The following is a 19,270-nucleotide window of genomic DNA, read 5'->3' as shown; positions in this document are numbered from 1 at the left end:
GGGGTGGTGAGGATGGGTCAGCGGCGCGACATGTAGAGGTCGAGCGCCTTGTGCAGCAGCTTGTTGAGCGGGAAGTCCCACTCGCCGACGTACTCGGCGGCCTGGCCGCCGGTGCCGACCTTGAACTGGATCAGCCCGAACAGGTGGTCCTCCTCGTCCAGGGTGTCGCTGATCCCGCGCAGGTCGTAGACGCTCGCGCCGAGCGCGTAGGAGTCGCGCATCATCCGCCACTGGACGGCGTTGGACGGCTTGACCTCGCGCTTGTGGTTGGCGGAGGCGCCGTAGGAGTACCAGACGTGCTCACCGACCGTCAGCATCGTGGTGGCGGCCAGCGGTTCGCCCTCGTGGTAGGCGAGGTAGAGCCGCATCCGGTTGGGGTCCTCGGTGGTGAGGGCGGTCCACATCCGCTGGAAGTAGGAGAGCGGGCGCGGGGTGAAGTGGTCCCGCTCGGCGGTCACCACGTAGAGCCGGTGGAAGACCGCGAGGTCCTCGTAGCCGCCCTGGACCACCTCGACGCCGCTCTTCTCGGCCTTCTTGATGTTGCGCCGCCAGAGCTGGTTGAAGCCCTTCTGGACGTCGTCCAGCGAGCGGTCGGCCAGCGGCACCTGGAACACGTAGCGCGGCTGCACGTCGCCGAAGCCGGCCCCGCCGTCCTCGCCCTGCAGCCAGCCGGACCTCCGCAGCCGGTCGGCCAGCTCGAAGGCGCGCGGCTCGTACCAGTCGGGCTCCAGGTCGCGCAGGCGCTTGGCGCTCTTTCCGGCGATCGCCTCCTTGATGCTGGGCGCGTTCCACCGGCGGATCACCACCGGCGGCCCCATCTTCACCGAGAACGCGCCCTGCGCCTTGAGGTGCGCCAGCATCGGGTCCAGCCAGCGGTCCAGGTCCCGGTCGAACCAGTCGATCACCGGGCCCTCCGGGAGGTAGGCCAGGTAGCGCTTGAGCTTGGGCAGCTGCCGGTAGAGCACCAGCCCGGCGCCGACCAGCTGGTCGGAGGCGTCGAACCAGCCGATGCTCTCGGTGCGCCACTCGCTCTTGACGTCCCCCCAGGACGGAACCTGCATGTGACTGGCGGAGGGGCGGGCCCGGACGAAGGCCAGGTGTTCCTCGCGGGTGATCGTCCTCAGACGCAGGCTCATGCTGGGGTGCTCCTCCTAGGTCGGGCCGGTCCAGGGTGACCCTATCGCCCGAATGGTCCGTTTCGGGCGCAGTGCTCCGGGCCGGTCGGACGGCCGGGGGCGGGCGGGGTCGGGCAGCGGGACGCCCCCCTCGCGGTGTGTACGCGGGGAGGGCGTCGGAGGTTACGCGGTCGGACCGGACGGATCGTGCCGGACCAGCGCGCGGGGGCCGGTCACGCGCCCCAGAGTCCGCCGTGGGCGACGCCGAGGTAGAAGCCGACCGCCGCGGCGACGATCGAGATCATCAGGACGAAGCGCTCGGCCGTGGTGACCGAGACGAACTGCCCCCAGAGCCCGACCACGATGCCGAACAGGCCGGTCCAGGAGCTGATCAGGTGCAGGTTGTGGAAGAACGCCGTCGTGAAGGCCACCAGGCCCAGGACGGCTGCCACCCCGACCAGCGCGTTCTCCTTGGGGTGTGCGTGGCCGTCGGTGTTGAGGGTGAACGGCGGCGTGCGGCGCACGGTCTGTGCCATGGGGCCCACCTCCCGGGTGAAGAGCCGTTCTGTCCAGATTGCGGCGATTGGGTGGTGGATCACAACCCCTATGCATTTTGTTCGGCCGTACGGGTGCGGGTAGGCTGTGCGGTCTGCACTGGTGTACTTGTGCCCCCGTCTGCCCTTCACCGGGCCGGGGGCGGATGTCAGTGCCGAGGGCTAGCGTCCTCGGTGCGTCGTCCGGACACCGGTGCCGACGCTGCACAACCCTCCTGCCACGGAGAGACCGTGGCCGTTGAGTCCAAAGGAGGTGGGTTACCCATGCGTCACTACGAGCTGATGCTCATCCTCGACCCGTCGGTCGAGGAGCGCGCCGTCGCCCCGCTGATCGAGTCGTTCCTGAACGTCGTCCGCAACGGCGGCGGCAAGGTCGAGAAGATCGACACCTGGGGTCGTCGCCGCCTGGCGTACGAGATCAACAAGCAGTCCGAGGGCATCTACTCGGTCATCGACCTGAAGGCCACGCCCGAGGTCGTCAAGGAGCTCGACCGCCAGCTCAGCCTGAGCGAGTCGGTTCTGCGGACCAAGGTCCTGCGCCCGGACACCCACTGAACCACGGCCTGACGCCCTAGGCGTCGGGAGGGTTCACGCCCGCTGTTTCACGTGAAACAGCGGACGAGCACCGCAGAACTTCTTTCCGAGAGGTCACCATCCATGGCAGGCGAGACCGTCATCACCCTCGTCGGCAATCTCGTCGACGACCCCGAGCTGCGCTTCACCCCGTCGGGTGCGGCGGTCGCGAAGTTCCGTATCGCGTCCACTCCGCGCACCTTCGACCGCCAGACCAACGAGTGGAAGGACGGCGAGAGCCTCTTCCTCACGTGCAACGTCTGGCGTCAGCCGGCGGAGAACGTGGCCGAGTCGCTGCAGCGCGGCATGCGCGTCATCGTGCAGGGCCGACTGCGCCAGCGGTCTTACGAGACCAAGGAAGGCGAGAAGCGGACGGTCTTCGAGGTCGAGGTCGACGAGGTCGGCCCGAGCCTGCGTTCGGCGACCGCCAAGGTCACCCGCGCCAACCGCTCCGGCGGTCCCGGCGGCGGCGGTGGCTACGGCGGCGGCGGTCAGCAGGGTGGCGGTGGCCAGGGCGGTTCCTGGGGCGGCGGTGGCGGCCAGCAGGGCGGCGGCAACTGGGGTGGCAACTCCGGTGGCGGCCAGTCCGGCCCGTCCGACGACCCGTGGGCGTCCAGCGCTCCGTCCTCTGGTGGCAACCAGGGCGGCGGCGGCTGGGGTGCCCCGGCCGGTGGCGGCTACTCGGAAGAGCCCCCGTTCTAACAGCGGTGCGTGCCGGGCCCTCGGAAGCCCGGCGATGCTGACAGATCTCGTATTCACAGGAGCACACAATGGCGAAGCCGCCTGCTCGCAAGCCTAAGAAGAAGGTTTGCGTCTTCTGCAAGGACAAGGTCAACTACGTTGACTACAAGGACACGAACCTGCTGCGGAAGTTCATCTCCGACCGCGGCAAGATCCGTGCCCGCCGGGTCACCGGCAACTGCACCCAGCACCAGCGTGACGTCGCCACGGCCGTGAAGAACAGCCGTGAGATGGCGCTGCTGCCCTACACCTCCACCACGCGCTAAGAGAGGGTGACCGAAGAATGAAGATCATCCTCACTCACGAGGTCCCCGGTCTCGGCTCGGCCGGCGAGGTCGTCGAGGTCAAGGACGGTTACGCCCGCAACTTCCTGGTCCCGCGTGGCTTCGCCATCCGCTGGACCAAGGGCGGCCAGAAGGACGTCGACGCGATCCGTCGCGCTCGCAAGATCCACGAGATCCAGACCCTCGAGGCCGCCAACGAGGTCAAGGGCAAGCTGGAGGGCGTCCAGGTCAAGCTGGCCGTCCGTTCGGGTGACGCCGGCCGTCTGTTCGGCTCGGTGACCCAGGCCGACGTCGTCGAGGCCATCAAGGCCGCCGGCGGCCCCGCCGTGGACAAGCGCGCCGTCGCGATCGCCTCGCCGATCAAGACCGTGGGCACCCACAAGGTCTCGGTCAAGCTGCACGCCGACGTCCAGGCCAACCTCGACGTCGCCGTCGTCGCCGCCTGAACCACGCGTTAGCGTCAACGGCCCGGTTCCCCCTCGGGGGAGCCGGGCCGTTCGCCGTGCGGGGCGGCGGTCCTGAGCGGCCGTCAGGTGCGGACCGCGCCGGTCACCAGCCAGCGGTCGGTCCTGACCCGCAGGCAGAGGAAGGCGCAGCGGGCCAGCATGAACAGGTTGATCGCCCACCAGAGCGCGGTCAGCCCGCCGCCCAGGGAGGGCACCAGCAGCGCCGCCGGGGCGAACACGGCCAGCGTGCCGAGCCCGGCCCAGGCCAGGTAGCGGCCGTCCCCGGCGCCCATCAGCACGCCGTCCAGCACGAAGACCACCCCGCCCACCGGCTGGGCCAGCGCGATCACCAGCAGCACCCGGGAGACCTGCTCGCGGACCACCGGGTCCTCGGTGAACAGCGGCACGTACAGCGGGCGGGCCAGCACCAGCAGCAGGCCGAGCAGCACGCCGACCGCCAGGCCCCACTCGATCATCCGGCGGGTGGCCTCCCGGGTGCCCGGCACGTCCGAGGCTCCCAGGTAGCGGCCGACGATGGCCTGGCCGGCGATGGCGATGGCGTCCAGCGCGAAGGCCAGGAAGCTCCAGATGGTGAAGACGATCTGATGGGCCGCCATCTGCACGTCGCCCAGGCCCGCCGCCACCGCGGTGGCCAGCATCAGCACGGCGCGCAGGCTGAGGGTGCGGACCAGCAGCGGGCCGCCGGCCCGGGCACTGGCCCGGATGCCCGCCGCGTCCGGGCGCAGGCCCGCGCCCTCCCGCCGGGCGCCGCGCACCACCACGGCGACGTACACCGCCGCCATGCCGGCCTGGGCCAGCACGGTGCCCCAGGCCGAGCCGGCCACGCCGAGGCCGGCGCCGTAGACCAGCAGGAGGTTGAGCAGCAGGTTGACGGTGAAGCCGGCGATCGCCACCCTCAGCGGGGTGCGGGTGTCCTGCAGGCCGCGGAGCACGCCGGTGGCGGCCAGCACCAGCAGGATCGCCGGGATGCCGAGCGCGCTGATCCGCAGGTAGGTCACCGCGTACGGCGCGGCGGTGTCGGAGGCGCCGAGCAGTTCGGCGGCCTGCGGGGCGAACAGCAGGGTGAGCAGCACCAGCCCGGCCGAGATCATCAGGGCCAGCCAGATCCCGTCGATGCCCTGCTGGACGGCGGCCCGGCGGTCCCCGGCCCCGATCCGGCGGGCCACCGCGGCGGTGGTCGCGTAGGCGAGGAAGACGAAGACGCCGGTGAGGGTGGCGAGCAGCGAGGTGGCGACGCCCAGGCCGGCCAGCTGGGCGGTGCCGAGGTGGCCGACGACGGCCGAGTCGGCCATCAGGAAGAGCGGTTCGGCGACCAGGGCGCCGAAGGCCGGGACGGCGAGGGCGAGGATCTCCCGGTCGTGCCGGCGGCGGGGCGTGGCGGATCTCATTCAGCCAAGGCTACTCATCCACAGGTAAGTGGCACAAGGGGTCGTGGATCATTACTCGAAACGGTGATCGAACGGCGGCGCGGCCGCCCGGGGAAGTGTGTGAACGATTTCTCATCACTCGACGAGCGGTCCGTTCTCGCAGGTCAGAGCGGGGGTGGTGAGGGTCACTCCAGGGTGTCCACAGGGTTGTGCACAGGAATCGGTGAGTTCTCCACAGCATGGGGACGGTTGTCCACACGCCCTGTGGATAACCGCTTGGTAGCGTTGGCTGGTGACCGGCCCCCAGTACGACGACCACGATGCGCCCCCGCCCCCGGAGGACGACTGGCAGCCGTCCGACGACGCCTTCCCGCCGGGGCCGTTCCCGGACGGACCCGGTGACCGCCTCCCGGTGAGCCGCCGCAACGACGAGCGCGGCGAAGGACGGGGCGAGGGCCGCGGCGAGGGCGGCTTCGGCAAGGGCAAGGGCTCCTTCGGGAAGGGCGGCGGACGCCGCCGCGACGGGGACGGCGAGGACCGCGCGCAGTCCGAGGGCTTCGAGCGGGTGCCCCCGCAGGACCTGGCGGCCGAGCAGTCCGTGCTCGGCGGCATGCTGCTCTCCAAGGACGCCATCGCCGACGTCGTCGAGGTGCTCAAGCCCGCCGACTACTACCGGCCCGCGCACGAGCTGATCCACGGCGCCATCCTCGACCTCTACGCCCGGGGCGAGCCCGCCGACCCGATCACCGTGGCCGGTGAGCTCACCAAGCGCGGCGAGCTGACCCGGGTCGGCGGCCCCGGCTACCTGCACACCCTGGTCAACTCGGTGCCCACCGCGGCCAACGCCGAGTACTACGCCGAGATCGTGCACGAGCGCGCGGTGCTCCGCCGCCTGGTCGAGGCCGGGACCAGGATCGCCGGCATGGGCTACGCCGCCGAGGGCGACGTGGACGAGATCGTCAACGCCGCCCAGGCCGAGATCTACGCCGTGACCGAGCAGCGGACCAGCGAGGACTACGCGCCGCTGGCCGACATCATGGAGGGCGCGCTCGACGAGATCGAGGCGATCGGCTCCCGGCAGGGCCAGATGTCCGGCGTGCCGACCGGCTTCGCCGACCTGGACGCGCTCACCAACGGGCTGCACCCCGGCCAGATGATCGTCATCGCCGCCCGTCCCGCGATGGGCAAGTCCACGCTCGCGCTGGACTTCACCCGGGCCTGCTCGATCACCAACGGGCTGCCCAGCGTCATCTTCTCCCTCGAAATGGGGCGCAACGAGATCGCCATGCGCCTGCTCTCGGCGGAGGCCCGGGTCGCGCTGCACCACATGCGCTCCGGCAACATGACCGACGACGACTGGACCCGGGTCGCCCGGCGGATGCCGGACGTCACCGCCGCCCCGCTCTTCATCGACGACTCGCCCAACCTGTCGATGATGGAGATCCGGGCCAAGTGCCGCCGCCTGAAGCAGCGTCAGGACCTCAAGCTGGTGGTCATCGACTACCTCCAGCTGATGCAGTCCGGCGGCTCCCGGCGGGCCGAGAACCGTCAGCAGGAGGTCTCGGACATGTCCCGTAACCTCAAGCTCCTCGCCAAGGAGCTGGAGCTCCCGGTCATCGCGCTCTCCCAGCTGAACCGTGGCCCCGAGCAGCGCACCGACAAGAAGCCGATGGTCAGCGACCTCCGCGAGTCGGGCTCCATCGAGCAGGACGCCGACATGGTCATCCTGCTCCACCGCGAGGACGCCTACGAGAAGGAGTCCCCCCGCGCCGGCGAGGCCGACCTGATCGTCGCCAAGCACCGCAACGGCCCCACCGCGACCATCACCGTGGCCTTCCAGGGCCACTACTCCCGCTTCGTCGACATGACCCGCGACGTGACCTGACGGACCGCTGGCCCCCGCTCAGAACCAGTGCAGGCAGTGCGGGGCCCGCTCGGCCCGGAAGAGGGCGTCGGCGGTGGCGGCCGCCTCCGGGGTGCGGGCCAGGACGTGGCCGGCCCGGACCAGGGTGGTGGGGGCGGTGCCGCCCAGGAGGACCGAGCCGAGGTCGCTGATGTCGAGCGTGAGGTCGGGGGCGCGGTCGGTGGGGGTGCAGCGGGCCTCGCCGGCCTTCACCGTGAGGGCGTGGCGGTGGTGTTCGCCGAGGAAGGGGTCGGTGACGTCCAGGACGAGCTCCCCGTCGGCCGGGTAGCCGCGCGAGGTGAGGGCCCCGGGGACGTCGAGCAGGCGGACCCAGAGCCAGTCGTCGTAGTGGGTGGCCTCGGCGGCGCGGAGGTCGTCGAGCTGCCAGCGCAGCGGGTGGTCGGGGGCGAAGTGCTTGAACACCACCGTGGAGACCAGGTCGTGCCGGAGCAGGAAGGCGGCCAGGGCGGCGACCACGGCGTCGTCGGCGGCGACGGTCTCGTCGACCACCAGGGTGTCGGGCTCGGCGAGGGAGTAGGTGGCGTAGCCGTCGGGGGTGCCGTCGGCGTCGCGGTGGACGGCGACGTAGCGGGCGGCCGGGGCGACGGGGGGCTGGCCGGCGCCGCGGTCCCACCAGCGCTGCGGGCGGGAGAGCGCGCCGGGCCGGGTACGGCGGTAGCGGTCGTAGACCTGCGCCAGGAGCTCGGTGCACTCGGAGCGGCGCAGCAGTTCGACGGTGCCGGTGTCGCTGAGCCCGGCCCGGGAGGGGGCGGGGGCGGCCTTGGCGCGCCGGACGGTGAGGCGGCCGGTGTAGGTGGCGGGGCCGTAGCCGAAGCGGCGGTAGATGGTGGCCTCGGAGGCGAGCAGGACCGAGAGGTGTTCGCCGCGGGCGCGCAGGTCGGCGAGTTGACGGCGCATCAGGGCGGTGAGCACGCCCCGGCGGCGGTGGGTGGGCAGCACGCCGACCGCGCTCACGCCCGAGACCGGTGCCAATGCCCCGCCGGGCAGCGTGAGTTCGAAGCCGTAGGCGCTCGCGGTGCCGACCGGCCGGCCGTGCTCGTCCAGCGCGAGCAGGCCGCGTTCCGGCTCCAGCGCGGAGAACCAGCCCCCGGGGGCGTCCGCCGGCCCGTCCGGGAAGCGGGCGAAGGCCGCGTACATGGTGTCCACGAAGAGGTCGTGGTCCTCGGCGGTGGTGGGTCGGATCTGCATGCCTGCCACGGTCTCCCCGGTCCGGTGCGGGGCGCTGCCGTGCGCGGTGCCCCGCCACAGTGCAGCCGGGGCGGCCGGGGCGGTCAATCGATTTACCCGGCACCCCGGCGGGGGAGTGGTGCTCAGTCGGCCTCCGGCTTGGTGTGGAGGATCTCCCGGGCCTGTTCGGCGGCCCGGACGATGCTCTCGGAGACGAAGTCGACGAAGCGGGCGATGTTCTCCAGCCGGGTGCCGGCGGGGGTGCCGTGGCCGAGCACGGTGACGCCCTCGCGGGCGGCGGAGGCGAGCCGGGTGGTGCCCTCGGCGCTGGCGATCATCGACTGGTACCAGACGTCGTCGTCGACCACGTAGCGCTCGCGGCGCCGCTCGTCGCGCTCGCGCCGGACCAGGCCCTGCTGGTCGAGGTAGGCGATGGCCTTGGAGATCGAGGCGGGGCTGACCTGGAGGCGCTGGGCCAGGTCGGCGGCGGTGAGGCTGCCGGAGTCGGTGATGTAGAGGCAGGACAGCACCCGGGCCATCATCTTCGGCGTGCCGGAGGCCATCAGGACGGTGGTGAGCAGCTCCTCGAAGGCGCGCACCGCCTCGGCGTCCCGCCCGTGGGCCTGGGGGAGGTCGGTCCGGGCCTTGGGCGCGGCGGGGCTGCGGCGGCGGGTGCGCTGCTCGGTGGCCCGGTGGGCGAGGTCGGCCCGGTAGGAGGTGGGGCCGCCGTTGCGCATGACCTCGCGGGTCACGGTGGAGGTCGGGCGGTCCAGACGTCTGGCGATCTCCGCGTAGGCGAGGCCGTCGGCCAGGCCGAGGGCGATCTGCTGGCGTTCCTGCTGGGTGAGCCTGCCGCCCGGCATCGCGGTCTCCTTCTCTCGACGGAGCGTCAGCATAGCGTTAGCCGCCAATCCATTGCAACGTTTCGTTGCATTGCGCTGGAGAACGTTGCAATGATTTCCCGGCTCTGAGCTGCAAAGACGGCCTAATCATGCAATGAAGACGTTGCCAGATCAGTGAGTGCAACGTAGCTTTTGCGAAGTCAGAAACAACAGCGACGCAGGAGCAGACACCATGCAGAAGTTCGCCGCCACCGCCCCGATCACCGCCGTCCTGGACGTCGCCGCCGGCCGTGTCCAGCTGATCGCCGCCGACCGGGCGGACGTCGCCGTCGAGGTCCGGCCGGCCACCCCCGGCCGCGGCCGCGACCTGAAGGCCGCCGAGCAGACCCTGGTCGAGTACCGGGACGGGGTGCTGCGGGTCAGCACCCCGGAGGCCGCCAAGCGGGCCTTCGGCCCGAGCGGGTCGGTCGAGGTCACCGTCCAGCTGCCGGCCGGCTCCCGGGTGGAGGCCACCGCCGCCGCGGCCGACCTGCGCGGCGTGGGCCGGCTCGGAGAGGTCGTCTTCACCGGCGCGGCCGGCACCGTGAAGCTCGACGAGGCCTCCGCCGCCCGGCTCACCCTCCAGGCCGGGGACATCCACCTGGCCCGCCTCACCGGCAGCGCCGAACTCACCACCACCAAGGGCGACCTGACGGTCGCCGAGGCCCACGGCGGTGCCCTGGCGCTGCGCACCGAGGCCGGTGACATCACCGTCGGCGTCGCCCGCGGCGTCTCCGCCTCGCTGGACGCCGGCACCGCGTACGGCCGGATCGGCAACGCCCTGCGGAACGAGGGCGCCCCCGCCCTCACGATCCGCGCCACCACCTCCTACGGCGACATCGCCGCCCGCAGCCTCTGACCGCCCGCCGCCCGCAGCCCCTGACCGTCCGTCACACACCGAGGGAGAACCCAGCCATGAGCACCGCCGCCACCGCCGCCGCCACCACCACCGTTGACACCACCACCGCCTGGACCGGCACCGTGCCGGTCGAGGACACCACCCTGGCCGTCCGCGACACCGGTGGCCCCGGCCGCCCGGTGGTCTACCTGAACGGCTGCTACGCCGACACCTCGCACTGGCGCCGGGTGATCGCCGAACTGGGCGACGGCTACCGGCACATCACCTTCGACGCCCGGGCCCGCGGCCGCTCCGGCCGCTCGGCCGACCACTCCTTCGACGCCTGCGTGCGGGACGTGAGCGCGGTCCTCGCCGCCCGCGGCATCACCGAGGCGGACCGGCCGGTGCTGGTCGGCTGGTCCTACGGCGCGGCGATCGGGATCAACTGGGCGGACCGCAACCCCGGCCGGGCCGAGGGCGTGGTCTCGGTGGACGGCGCGCTGCCGAACGACTGGCTGGACGAGGCCGGCCGGGCGCACATCCGCAGGCTGTTCCGGAAGCTCGGCCCGCTCTTCCCGATCGCCCGCCGGCTGGGCATGGCGGCGAAGATGAGCGCCGCCGAGCACGCCGAGGTGAACATCGAGGCCAACGAGGTCTGCGCCACCGGCGTCCTGGTGCCGGTGCTGGAGCGGATCACCACGCCGGTGCGCTACGTGCTCGCCTCCGGCGGGAACCTGGGCGCCGCGGCCGAGGTGATGGAGGGGATCCGCGCGGACTTCCGGAAGGTGGCCGAGGCCGCCCCGCAGGTGGAGATCAGCGCCAAGGTGCCGAGCAACCACTCCAAGATCCTGCGCAACGACTACCGTGCCGTGGCCGACGCGGTCCGCGGGCTGGCCCCGGCGGCATGACCGTCCGGAGGCCGGACGGACCGTCAGGCCGCGTCCGAGCCGGGCACGGCGGCGGCCCGCCGCACGGCCGCGGCCCGGATCTGGGACGGACCGCAGGCCCAGACCATCACCCGCCCGAGCGCCCGGGCCAGCGGCAGGTCCCAGCCGGAGCGCACCACCGCCGGGCGCCGGACGCCCAGTTCGGCCCGGGCCCAGGGCGGCAGCACCGCCAGGGCGGCGTTGGTGAGCACCCGGACGGCCAGGCGCTCGCGCGGGGAGCGCCCGAAGGTCCGCAGCAGCCGGAGCACCTCGAAGGCGGCCGGGACGGCGCGCAGGTCGGGCCGCACACCGGCCAGGTAGGAGCGCACCCCGGCGCGCGAGGCCGGCACGCCGGTGGCGCCGAGCAGCTCGGCCACCAGGGCGTACTCGGCCAGGTAGGAATCGCACTCGGCCGGGGTCAGCCGCTCGGCGGCGAAGGTCTGGTACCCCGTCAGGAAGCAGGCCACCTCGGCGGTGTGCACCCAGGTGAGCAGGGCCGGGTCGTCGGCCCGGTACGGCCGGCCGTCGTCGGCGGTGCCCCGGATGTGCGGGTGGATCCGCCGGACGGCGGCTATCGCCCCCCGGGCCGCCTCGGTGGAGCCGAGCGTGGTGGTGGTGACGAAGCGGGCGGTGCGGTGCAGCCGGCCGGTCGGGTCGTCCCGGAAGTCGGAGTGGTGGTCCACCCCGGCCATCGCCAGCGGGTGCAGGGACTGCAGCAGCAGGGCGGCGAAGCCGCCGACCAGCATCCCGGCGGGGTGCGCGTGCACCCGCCAGACCACGCTGGAGGGCCCGAACAGGCCGGGGTCGCCGGCCGGCCGGTCGTACCGTTCGAGGTGCAGGTCGGGGCCGTGCACGGTGGCGTTGATCTGCGCCAGCAGGTGCTCCCGGAGCAGCTCCATGGGGGTGGACCGGACGGCCGTGCTCGTTGCGGTCATGGACAGCTCCCCCCGTCGCCGGTCATTCCGTCCCACGGTACCGACCGGCTCTCCGGAGGTCACCGGCGCCTCCCGCGAGACCTGCTGACGGTCGGTCAGGACAGTGGCCCCGCCGACATCCAGTCAGAAGGTGAGCACCACCGCGCCGCGCACCCCGCGCTCGGCCAGCCGGGCGTGGGCCTTCGCCGCCTTGGTGAACGGGACGGCGGTGTCCACCCGGACGGTGAGCGCGCCGGCGGCCACCAGCGCGGCCAGCTCGGCCAGCCGGGCGCCGTCCGGCACCACGTCCACCACGGTCAGCAGGGTGTCGGCCGGCAGGTCGTTGGTGGGGCGGACGGCGACGAAGACCGTGCCGGGCAGCAGGTGGGGGAGCAGGGCCGGGCCGAGCAGGGCGGTGTCCAGCACGGCGTCCACGCCGTCGGGGGCGAGCAGGGCCAGCGAGGCCAGGTCGTCCCGGTCGACGAAGCGCGCGCCGTGCGCGGTGACGAACGCGCGGTCGCCCGGGCCGGCCAGCGCCAGCACGTCCAGGCCGCGGGCGGTGGCCAGCTGGAGCGCCAGGCCGCCCAGGTTGCCGGCGGCGCCCGTGATCAGCAGGGTCCGACCCGCCGTCAGCCCGGTGGCGTCCAGCGCCTGGGCGGCGGTCAGGCCGTTCAGCGGGAGGGCGGCCGCCACCGCGGCGTCCACCCCGGCGGGGGCCGGGGCGACGGCGGAGGCGGGCAGCACCGCGTACTCGGCGTGCACGCCGTTGTGGCTGCGGAACCAGTGCGAGAGGCCGATCACCTCGTCGCCCGGGCGGAAGCCCGTCACCCCCTCGCCCACCGCGTCCACCGTGCCCGCCAGGTCCCAGCCCAGCCGGTGGGAGGGCAGCGGCGGCAGGTAGGCGGCGACGGCGCCGGAGCGGACGGCCGCGTCGGCCGGGTGGACGGCGGCCGCCCGGGTGCGGACGCGCAGCTCGCCGGCGGCGGGCCCGGGCAGCGGGGCCTCGGTGATCTCGACGTTCTCGGGGCCGCCGAAGGTGGAGACGGTGACTGCGCGCATGGTGGGAACTCCTGGTCCGTTGCCGTTCGTGATCTCGCTGACGTGAACGAGGTTTCCACCGCGCGGCCGGCGGTGGCAGAGGACGGCTCAGCCTGGGACCGGCGGTCCCAGGCTGAGCCGGGAAGGGGCGGTGGGCGTGCACGGAACCGACGGGTACCGGGAGGCGGCGGCGGAGCTGATCACCCAGTACGAGGAGGTCACCTTCGAGCAGCTGCACGCGCAGGTGCTCCACCTGCTGCCGCAACGGCCGGTGCGGGTCCTGGAGTTGGGGGCGGGAACCGGCCGGGACGCGGCCTGGCTGGCGGCCCGCGGCCATCTGGTCACGGCGGTGGAGCCGGTGGTGGAGCTACGGGTGCACGAGGGGCCCGGGATCACCTGGCTGGTCGACGAACTGCCCGGCCTGGCCCGGGTGACGGGGCGGTTCGAGCTGGTGACGGCGGTCGCGGTGTGGATGCACCTGGACAAGGGGCAGCGGCGGGCGGCGATGCGCCGGGTGGCCGGACTGTTGGCGCCCGGCGGGCGGTTGGTGCTGACGCTGCGGCACGGGCCGGTTCCGGCCGGGCGGCGGATGTTCCCGGTGACGGCGGAGGAGACCGCCCTGCTGGGCGGCGGGTCCGGGCTGGCCGAGGTGCACCGCGGCAGCCGGGCCGACGGACACGGGCGGGCCGGGGTGAGGTGGGAGCAGCTGGTGCTGGAAGCACCGCTGTCCTGAGCCCGGCCGGGCTCAGGACAGCGGGTGACGTGGCGTCAGAGGGTGACGGTGGCGCGGAAGACGGTGGCGTCCGCGCCCGAGAGGACGGTCTCGGTGCCGTCGGCCGGGAGGAAGGCCGACTGGCCGGTGGCGAGGGTCAGTTCGGTGCCGTCGGCGGCGGTGAGCACGGCGGTGCCCTCGGTGCAGAGCAGGATCTGCGGGGCCCGGCCGGACAGGGTGCGGGGGACGCCGGTCAGCGGGTAGCGGGAGAGCCGGAACTCGTCGATCGGCACAGGGTAGAGCTGCTCGCCGGAGGCGTCGACGGCGGGCCGCAGCACCCCGGGGCGGGAGGCGGTGAAGTCGACCACCTTGAGCAGCTCGGGCACGTCCACGTGCTTGGGGGTGAGGCCGCAGCGCAGCACGTTGTCCGAGTTGGCCATGATCTCGACGCCGGTCCCGCGCAGGTAGGCGTGGACCAGGCCCGCGCCCAGGTAGAGCGCCTCGCCGGGCTGGAGCCGGACGTGGTTGAGCAGCAGGGCCGCGATCAGCCCGGTGTCGCCGGGGAACTCCTTCGCGGCGTAGGCGTACCCGGCGAACTGGCCGGTCGGGTCCTCGCCCGCGGCGGCCCGCTCCACGGCGGCGGCGGTGGCCGCCACGGTGCGCGCGGCGGTCTCGCCGGTCATCGACAGGATGGTGGCCAGCGCGGCGCTGAGCGCCTCCGACTCCGGCTTGCCGCGCAGCAGTTCGACCAGCGGGGCCAGCTCGGGGACGCCGAGCGACTCCATCAGCGCAGCCGCCTCGGCCGGCGGGCGGAAGCCGCACAGGCCCTCGAACTCGTCCAGCGCGCAGATGAGTTCGGGCTTGTGGTTGGTGTCCTTGTAGTTGCGGTGCGGGGCCTCCAGCGGCACGCCGCGGGCCTCCTCGTCGGCGAAGCCGGCCTTGGCCTGCTCCAGCGTCGGGTGGGCCTGGATGGAGAGCGGCAGCCCGGCGGCCAGCACCTTGAGCAGGAAGGGCAGCGCGGGGCCGAACTTGGCCACCGACGCGGGCCCCAGCTCGGCCTCCGGGTCGGCCTCGATCAGCTCGTTCAGCGCGGCCGGGCCCCCGCCGCGGTTCACCCGGGAGGAGTCGCCCGGGTGGGCGCCCATCCAGAGCTCGGCCTGCGGTGCACCGGTGGCCGGGACACCCAGCAGCGCGGGGATCGCGTGGACGGACCCCCAGGCGTAGGGGCGGACGGTGTTGGTGAGCCGGTCCATGAGCTGTCGTCCTGTCTGGTGCCGAGTGCGCAGTGAGGTGACGACCCTAACCGACCGCCCGTACCGGCCGGAGAACGGCGGGACACGGGCGGTCGGTGCGGTGGTGTCAGGCGCGGACGATGCCCAGGACGGTGTCGCGGACCTGCTCCATGGTGGCCTGGTCCTTGGCCTCCACGTTCAGGCGCAGGAGGGGTTCGGTGTTGGAGGCGCGGAGGTTGAACCACCAGGTGGGGCCGGTGACGGTGACGCCGTCGAGGGTGTCGACGGTGATGTCGTCGCCGGTGTAGTGGGCCAGGACGGCCTGGGTGCGCTCGTCCTGGTCGGCGACGGTGGAGTTGATCTCGCCGGAGGCCGCGTAGCGGTCGTACTGCGCGGTCAGCTGAGACAGCGGCTGCTGCTGCCCGCCGAGGGCGGCCAGGACGTGCAGGGCGGCGAGCATGCCGGTGTCGGCGCGCCAGAAGTCGCGGAAGTAGTAGTGCGCGGAGTGCTCGCCGCCGAAGACCGCGTCGGTGACCGCCATCTCCTGCTTGATGAAGGAGTGCCCCACCCGGGTGCGCACCGGGGTGGCGCCCAGCTCGCGGACCACCTCCGGCACGGTGAGGGAGGTGATCAGGTTGTGGATGATCGTGGGGTTGTCCTCGCCGCCGGCCTTCGCGCGGGCGATCTCCCGGGCCGCGACCAGCGCGGTGATCGCCGACGGCGAGACCGGATCCCCCGCCTCGTCGACGACGAAGCAGCGGTCCGCGTCCCCGTCGAAGGCCAGACCGATGTCCGCGCCGACCTCGCGCACCTTCGCCTGCAGGTCCACGATGTTCGCCGGGTCCAGCGGGTTCGCCTCGTGGTTGGGGAAGGTGCCGTCCAGCTCGAAGTACATGTCCACCACCTCCAGCGGCAGACCCGCGAACACGGTGGGCACGGTGTGGCCGCCCATCCCGTTGCCCGCGTCCACGACCACCTTCAACGGCCGGATCGCCGACAGGTCCACCAGCGACAGCAGGTGGTCCGCGTAGCCGCGCAGCGTCTCCTTCGCCGAGATCGAACCCGGCTTCACGTCCAGCGCCGGCACCGTGACCGTGCCGTCCGCGCCCGTCCACGACTCCACCAGCTCACGGATCTGCGACAGGCCCGTGTCCTGGCCCACCGGCGCCGCACCGGAGCGGCACAGCTTGATCCCGTTGTACTGCGCGGGGTTGTGCGAGGCGGTGAACATCGCGCCCGGCAGGTCCATCGACCCCGACGCGTAGTACAGCTGGTCGGTGGAGCACAGCCCGATCTCCACCACGTCCGCGCCCGAAGCCGCCGCACCCTCGGCGAACGCCCGCGACAGCGACGGCGAGGACGGACGCATGTCGTGACCCACCACGATCGCCGACGCACCCACCACCCGCACGAACGCCGCACCGAACGCCCGCGACAGCACCTCGTCCCACTGGTCCGGCACCACACCCCGGACGTCGTACGCCTTCACCAGCTGCTTCAGGTCCCGCATCGGACTGGCCACTCCACACTGTTCGGTCGACACCTGCGCGGGCAGGGCTCCGGCTGCGGCGGTTGCCCTCCGACGCGAGAGGAGACGTGGTGGGCGGCCCGGCCGGGCGCGAGCGAACGGTTTGCTTCGCGACCCGCGGGTGTTCAGGATGAGCAGGAGACTACCCGTTCGCGGCCTCCGCACCGAGTCCGTGGGCGGCCCGGAGGATGGAGCACGCACCGGCCCGGGGTAGCATGCGCATTCTCAGACGTCTTCTTCTGTGGGCCCTGCACCAGCACGTGCTCAGCCGTCCTGGCATCGTCGGACGCGCGGGCTCGCTGCCGTTCTCCCCCCGCTGCATTCCGAAAGGCTCAGACGTGACCGCCGCTGACCAGGAGAGCACCTTCGCCGACCTCGGCAAGGTGCTCGTAATCATCCCGACCTACAACGAGGCCGAGAACGTCGAGCGGATCACCTCCCGAGTCCGCGCCGCCGTCCCCGAGGTCCACGTCCTGGTCGCGGACGACAACAGCCCTGACGGCACCGGCGACATCGCCGACAAGCTCGCCGCCGAGGACGACCACATCAAGGTGATGCACCGCAAGGGCAAGGAGGGCCTCGGGGCCGCCTACCTCGCGGGCTTCCGCTGGGGCATCGACAACGGCTACGACGTCCTCGTCGAGATGGACGCCGACGGTTCGCACCAGCCGGAGGAGCTGCACCGCCTGCTCACCGCGCTGCGCAACTCCGACCTGGTGCTCGGCTCCCGCTGGGTGCCCGGCGGCAAGGTCGTCAACTGGCCGAAGTCCCGCCTGATGCTCTCGCGCGGCGGTTCGACCTACTCCCGCCTGATGCTCGGCGTGCCGATCAAGGACGTCACCGGCGGCTACCGCGCCTTCCGCAAGGAGACCCTGGAGGGTCTCGGCATGGACCAGGTCGCCTCGGCCGGGTACTGCTTCCAGGTCGACCTGGCCTGGCGCACCGTCAAGGCCGGCTACAAGGTCAGCGAGGTGCCGATCACCTTCGTCGAGCGCGAGCTCGGCGCCTCCAAGATGAGCCGCAACATCGTGGTCGAGGCGCTCTGGCGGGTCACCGCCTGGGGCATCGGCTCCCGGGTGCAGAAGCTCACCGGCAAGGGCAAGAAGTAGCAGCGGTGTCCGCCGGAGGCCCGTCCTGACAGTGCGTCGGGGCGGGCCTCCGGCATGTGTTCGATCACTCACCTGGGCGTGCCTACTCGGCGAAAGCCCCGGCTACCTCCCAAGCTGGCCGTACGGGGTCCGGAGACGACCCACCACGCCGACCAGGGAGCCGATGTGACGCCGGACCAGTCCGAATACCCGGAAGTGCCGGAGCCGGCCGGGGCGTCCGGACTCTCGGCCGAGCAGGGCCCGCCGCCGGCCGCGCTGACGGTCGAGGTCTTCACCGGCCCCGAGACCGCGTTCTTCGCCACCTCCAGCCTGATCATGGGCGAGCGGACCGCCATCCTGGTCGACGCGCAGCTCACCCGCGGCGCCGGACGCGAGCTGGCCGAGTGGGTGGCCGGCAAGGGCAGGCAGCTGCTGGCCGTGGTGATCACCCACCACCACCCCGACCACTACTTCGGCGCGGAGGAGGTGCTCCGGCTCTTCCCCCGGGCCCAGCTGCTGGCCGCACCGCCGGTGGTGGCGGGGATCGCCGCCACCGTCGCCGCCAAGGTGGCCCAGTGGAAGCCGGTCTACGGGGACGACATCCCCGACGCCCCGCTGCTGCCCGCCCCGCTGTTGCCCCAGCCGTTGATGATCGACCGTCAGCTGATCCGGGTGCTCGGCCTCGGCCAGGCCGACTGCGAGGGCTCCACCGTGGTGCACGTCCCGGGCATCCGCACGGTGGTCGCCGGGGACTTCGTCTACAACGGCACCCACGTCTGGACCGCCGACACCGACCCCGTCCAGCGCGAGGAGTGGCGGGCCAACCTGGCCAGGATCGCCGAGCTCGGCGCGGACCGGGTGATCGCCGGCCACCGGGCGCCCGGCGCGGACGACGACGCCTCCCGGGTGCTCGCCTTCACCAACGCCTACCTGCGGGACTTCGACGCCGCCTTCGCCGAGCACCGGGAGGACGCCGAGGCGCTGGCTGCGGCCGTCAACGAGCGCTACGGCGGGCTCACCCAGCCGGCCCCTGCTGGAGCTCAGCGCGGCGGCCAACGTGGCGGCGTACGCGCAGGCGGTCGCGTCGGTGGTCGAGCAGGGCGGCCACGGGAGCGGTCACGAGAACGGTCACGAGAACGGGATCGTGGACGCGGAGATCGTCGAGGACCCCTGAGCGCGGGGCCGTTCACCGGGGCCGTTCAGCGGAGCCGTCCCACCGAGCCGTCCCCCGGGCCGATACTGGCCGCATGACGGTCCGTCCGATGGTCCATGACGCGCTGGTGTTGGCAGGCGGCGCCGCCCGGCGGCTCGACGGTGCGGACAAGCCCGCCCTCCGGGTCGGCGGACGCACCCTGCTCGACCGGGGTGCTGGCCGCCTGCCCCGACGCTGCGGCCACCGTGGTGGTCGGCCCCGAGCGGGCCGACCGAGCGCGGCGGCCTCCGGTGGTGCCGCGAGGAGCCACCCGGCGGCGGACCGGTGGCCGGGGTCGCGGCCGGGCTCGCGGAGGTCACCGCCGAGGTGGTGCTGCTGCTAGCGGCCGACCTGCCGTTCCTCGACCGGGCCGCGGTCGCCCGTCTGCTGGACGGCCTCTCCGGCCACGACGGCGCCCTGCTCGTCGACGCCGACGGCCGGGACCAGCCGCTCGCCGGGGCCTACCGGACGGCCGCGCTGCGCGCCCGCCTCGACGAGCTCGGCCCCCCGGCGGGGCTCCCGCTCCGCCGCCTGCTCGGACCGCTCCGGCTGCACCGCCTGCCCGATCCGGACGCCACCGCGCTGGACTGCGACACCTGGGACGACCTGGCCCGCGCCGAGCGGCGGCTGCGGACACCCGGGCCGGGCTGACGCCCCCCTCACCGCGCGGCGGTCGGCCGGGTGAGCGAATCGACTCGCGGGGGTCACGGGGCGGAACCGGGACGGGCG

General features: G+C 73.0%; 19 protein-coding genes and 1 pseudogene. 11 read left to right on the top strand and 9 right to left on the bottom strand.

Features of this window, described 5'->3' with window-relative positions; all coding sequences use genetic code 11:
• Positions 1 to 17: 17 nt before the first annotated feature.
• A complete protein-coding gene (locus ABD946_RS39115; RefSeq protein ID WP_345290509.1) occupies positions 18 to 1,136 on the bottom strand; it encodes a lipid II:glycine glycyltransferase FemX in 1,119 nt (372 codons plus the stop codon).
• Positions 1,137 to 1,348: 212 nt separating this feature from the next.
• Positions 1,349 to 1,651: a hypothetical protein gene (locus ABD946_RS39110; RefSeq protein WP_345290508.1), complete on the bottom strand. Its 303-nt coding sequence runs from the start codon at positions 1,649 to 1,651 to the stop codon at positions 1,349 to 1,351.
• A 282-nt stretch (positions 1,652 to 1,933) separates the two neighbouring features.
• On the opposite strand from ABD946_RS39110, the gene rpsF reads away from it, so the two are divergent.
• The 4 genes from rpsF to rplI all read left to right on the top strand — a co-directional run bounded on the left by rpsF (position 1,934) and on the right by rplI (position 3,713).
• Complete coding sequence (gene rpsF, locus ABD946_RS39105) at positions 1,934 to 2,224, top strand: 30S ribosomal protein S6 (protein WP_345290507.1); 291 nt, start codon at positions 1,934 to 1,936, stop codon at positions 2,222 to 2,224.
• 102 nt (positions 2,225 to 2,326) lie between these two features.
• On the top strand, positions 2,327 to 2,944 hold the full coding sequence (locus tag ABD946_RS39100) for a single-stranded DNA-binding protein (RefSeq protein WP_345290506.1): 618 nt from the start codon (positions 2,327 to 2,329) through the stop codon (positions 2,942 to 2,944).
• A 68-nt stretch (positions 2,945 to 3,012) separates the two neighbouring features.
• Positions 3,013 to 3,249, top strand: coding sequence for a 30S ribosomal protein S18 (gene rpsR, locus ABD946_RS39095; RefSeq protein WP_030270170.1), 237 nt, complete (start codon positions 3,013 to 3,015; stop codon positions 3,247 to 3,249).
• 17 nt (positions 3,250 to 3,266) lie between these two features.
• Positions 3,267 to 3,713: a 50S ribosomal protein L9 gene (gene rplI / locus ABD946_RS39090; RefSeq protein ID WP_345290505.1), complete on the top strand. Its 447-nt coding sequence runs from the start codon at positions 3,267 to 3,269 to the stop codon at positions 3,711 to 3,713.
• A gap of 83 nt (positions 3,714 to 3,796) precedes the next feature.
• On the opposite strand, the gene ABD946_RS39085 is transcribed toward rplI, so the two are convergent.
• On the bottom strand, positions 3,797 to 5,122 hold the full coding sequence (locus ABD946_RS39085; protein ID WP_345290504.1) for an MATE family efflux transporter: 1,326 nt from the start codon (positions 5,120 to 5,122) through the stop codon (positions 3,797 to 3,799).
• Between the two features lie 271 nt (positions 5,123 to 5,393).
• Between ABD946_RS39085 and dnaB the strand changes: the two genes are divergently transcribed.
• Positions 5,394 to 6,986 carry a replicative DNA helicase gene (dnaB, locus tag ABD946_RS39080; protein ID WP_380149527.1) on the top strand — a complete coding sequence of 531 codons (1,593 nt, stop codon included), beginning with the start codon at positions 5,394 to 5,396 and terminating at the stop codon, positions 6,984 to 6,986.
• 18 nt (positions 6,987 to 7,004) lie between these two features.
• Here the strand turns inward: dnaB and ABD946_RS39075 are convergent, their stop codons facing one another.
• Complete coding sequence (locus ABD946_RS39075) at positions 7,005 to 8,213, bottom strand: GNAT family N-acetyltransferase (protein ID WP_345290503.1); 1,209 nt, start codon at positions 8,211 to 8,213, stop codon at positions 7,005 to 7,007.
• Between the two features lie 122 nt (positions 8,214 to 8,335).
• Positions 8,336 to 9,055, bottom strand: a complete 720-nt coding sequence (locus ABD946_RS39070) for a GbsR/MarR family transcriptional regulator (protein ID WP_345290502.1) — start codon at positions 9,053 to 9,055, stop codon at positions 8,336 to 8,338.
• 211 nt (positions 9,056 to 9,266) lie between these two features.
• Between ABD946_RS39070 and ABD946_RS39065 the strand changes: the two genes are divergently transcribed.
• Together ABD946_RS39065 and ABD946_RS39060 are read left to right on the top strand one after the other, a co-directional pair.
• On the top strand, positions 9,267 to 9,932 hold the full coding sequence (locus ABD946_RS39065; RefSeq protein ID WP_345290501.1) for a DUF4097 family beta strand repeat-containing protein: 666 nt from the start codon (positions 9,267 to 9,269) through the stop codon (positions 9,930 to 9,932).
• A 56-nt stretch (positions 9,933 to 9,988) separates the two neighbouring features.
• Complete coding sequence (locus ABD946_RS39060; RefSeq protein ID WP_345290500.1) at positions 9,989 to 10,819, top strand: alpha/beta hydrolase; 831 nt, start codon at positions 9,989 to 9,991, stop codon at positions 10,817 to 10,819.
• Positions 10,820 to 10,842: 23 nt separating this feature from the next.
• Here the strand turns inward: ABD946_RS39060 and ABD946_RS39055 are convergent, their stop codons facing one another.
• Complete coding sequence (locus ABD946_RS39055) at positions 10,843 to 11,772, bottom strand: oxygenase MpaB family protein (RefSeq protein WP_345290499.1); 930 nt, start codon at positions 11,770 to 11,772, stop codon at positions 10,843 to 10,845.
• A 123-nt stretch (positions 11,773 to 11,895) separates the two neighbouring features.
• A complete protein-coding gene (locus ABD946_RS39050; RefSeq protein ID WP_345290498.1) occupies positions 11,896 to 12,810 on the bottom strand; it encodes an alcohol dehydrogenase catalytic domain-containing protein in 915 nt (304 codons plus the stop codon).
• Positions 12,811 to 12,946: 136 nt separating this feature from the next.
• Here ABD946_RS39050 and ABD946_RS39045 point away from each other — a divergent pair, with 136 nt between their 5' ends.
• Positions 12,947 to 13,522, top strand: a complete 576-nt coding sequence (locus ABD946_RS39045) for a class I SAM-dependent methyltransferase (RefSeq protein ID WP_345290497.1) — start codon at positions 12,947 to 12,949, stop codon at positions 13,520 to 13,522.
• 35 nt (positions 13,523 to 13,557) lie between these two features.
• On the opposite strand, the gene manA is transcribed toward ABD946_RS39045, so the two are convergent.
• Positions 13,558 to 14,754: a mannose-6-phosphate isomerase, class I gene (manA, locus tag ABD946_RS39040; RefSeq protein ID WP_345290496.1), complete on the bottom strand. Its 1,197-nt coding sequence runs from the start codon at positions 14,752 to 14,754 to the stop codon at positions 13,558 to 13,560.
• A gap of 106 nt (positions 14,755 to 14,860) precedes the next feature.
• A complete protein-coding gene (locus ABD946_RS39035) occupies positions 14,861 to 16,243 on the bottom strand; it encodes a phosphomannomutase/phosphoglucomutase (protein WP_345284872.1) in 1,383 nt (460 codons plus the stop codon).
• A gap of 356 nt (positions 16,244 to 16,599) precedes the next feature.
• Here ABD946_RS39035 and ABD946_RS39030 point away from each other — a divergent pair, with 356 nt between their 5' ends.
• The 3 genes and pseudogenes from ABD946_RS39030 to mobA all read left to right on the top strand — a co-directional run.
• Positions 16,600 to 17,370, top strand: a complete 771-nt coding sequence (locus tag ABD946_RS39030) for a polyprenol monophosphomannose synthase (RefSeq protein ID WP_345290495.1) — start codon at positions 16,600 to 16,602, stop codon at positions 17,368 to 17,370.
• A 165-nt stretch (positions 17,371 to 17,535) separates the two neighbouring features.
• Entirely contained in the window at positions 17,536 to 18,600 is a 1,065-nt protein-coding gene (locus ABD946_RS39025; RefSeq protein ID WP_345290494.1) for an MBL fold metallo-hydrolase, read from the top strand.
• Positions 18,597 to 19,174: pseudogene (gene mobA / locus ABD946_RS39020) on the top strand (molybdenum cofactor guanylyltransferase); the annotation flags it as partial. The gene ABD946_RS39025 and the pseudogene mobA, both read left to right, overlap by 4 nt.
• Positions 19,175 to 19,270: the final 96 nt, after the last annotated feature.

Origin of the sequence: Kitasatospora albolonga (assembly GCF_039535905.1) — a bacterium.
GTDB classification, from domain to species: domain Bacteria; phylum Actinomycetota; class Actinomycetes; order Streptomycetales; family Streptomycetaceae; genus Kitasatospora; species Kitasatospora albolonga.
This window is presented reverse-complemented; position numbering and strand designations above follow the sequence as displayed.

Bases quoted from the DNA above. Each gene is read 5' to 3' on its own strand.
- ABD946_RS39050 (WP_345290498.1), bottom strand. From the start codon at position 12,810: ATGCGCGCAGTCACCGTCTCCACCTTCGGCGGCCCCGAGAACGTCGAG.
- ABD946_RS39060 (WP_345290500.1), top strand. From the start codon at position 9,989: ATGAGCACCGCCGCCACCGCCGCCGCCACCACCACCGTTGACACCACC.
- manA (WP_345290496.1), bottom strand. From the start codon at position 14,754: ATGGACCGGCTCACCAACACCGTCCGCCCCTACGCCTGGGGGTCCGTC.
- ABD946_RS39110 (WP_345290508.1), bottom strand. From the start codon at position 1,651: ATGGCACAGACCGTGCGCCGCACGCCGCCGTTCACCCTCAACACCGAC.
- ABD946_RS39100 (WP_345290506.1), top strand. From the start codon at position 2,327: ATGGCAGGCGAGACCGTCATCACCCTCGTCGGCAATCTCGTCGACGAC.
- ABD946_RS39055 (WP_345290499.1), bottom strand. From the start codon at position 11,772: ATGACCGCAACGAGCACGGCCGTCCGGTCCACCCCCATGGAGCTGCTC.
- ABD946_RS39070 (WP_345290502.1), bottom strand. From the start codon at position 9,055: ATGCCGGGCGGCAGGCTCACCCAGCAGGAACGCCAGCAGATCGCCCTC.
- ABD946_RS39085 (WP_345290504.1), bottom strand. From the start codon at position 5,122: ATGAGATCCGCCACGCCCCGCCGCCGGCACGACCGGGAGATCCTCGCC.
- rpsF (WP_345290507.1), top strand. From the start codon at position 1,934: ATGCGTCACTACGAGCTGATGCTCATCCTCGACCCGTCGGTCGAGGAG.
- ABD946_RS39065 (WP_345290501.1), top strand. From the start codon at position 9,267: ATGCAGAAGTTCGCCGCCACCGCCCCGATCACCGCCGTCCTGGACGTC.
- ABD946_RS39115 (WP_345290509.1), bottom strand. From the start codon at position 1,136: ATGAGCCTGCGTCTGAGGACGATCACCCGCGAGGAACACCTGGCCTTC.
- rplI (WP_345290505.1), top strand. From the start codon at position 3,267: ATGAAGATCATCCTCACTCACGAGGTCCCCGGTCTCGGCTCGGCCGGC.
- rpsR (WP_030270170.1), top strand. From the start codon at position 3,013: ATGGCGAAGCCGCCTGCTCGCAAGCCTAAGAAGAAGGTTTGCGTCTTC.
- ABD946_RS39035 (WP_345284872.1), bottom strand. From the start codon at position 16,243: ATGCGGGACCTGAAGCAGCTGGTGAAGGCGTACGACGTCCGGGGTGTG.
- ABD946_RS39075 (WP_345290503.1), bottom strand. From the start codon at position 8,213: ATGCAGATCCGACCCACCACCGCCGAGGACCACGACCTCTTCGTGGAC.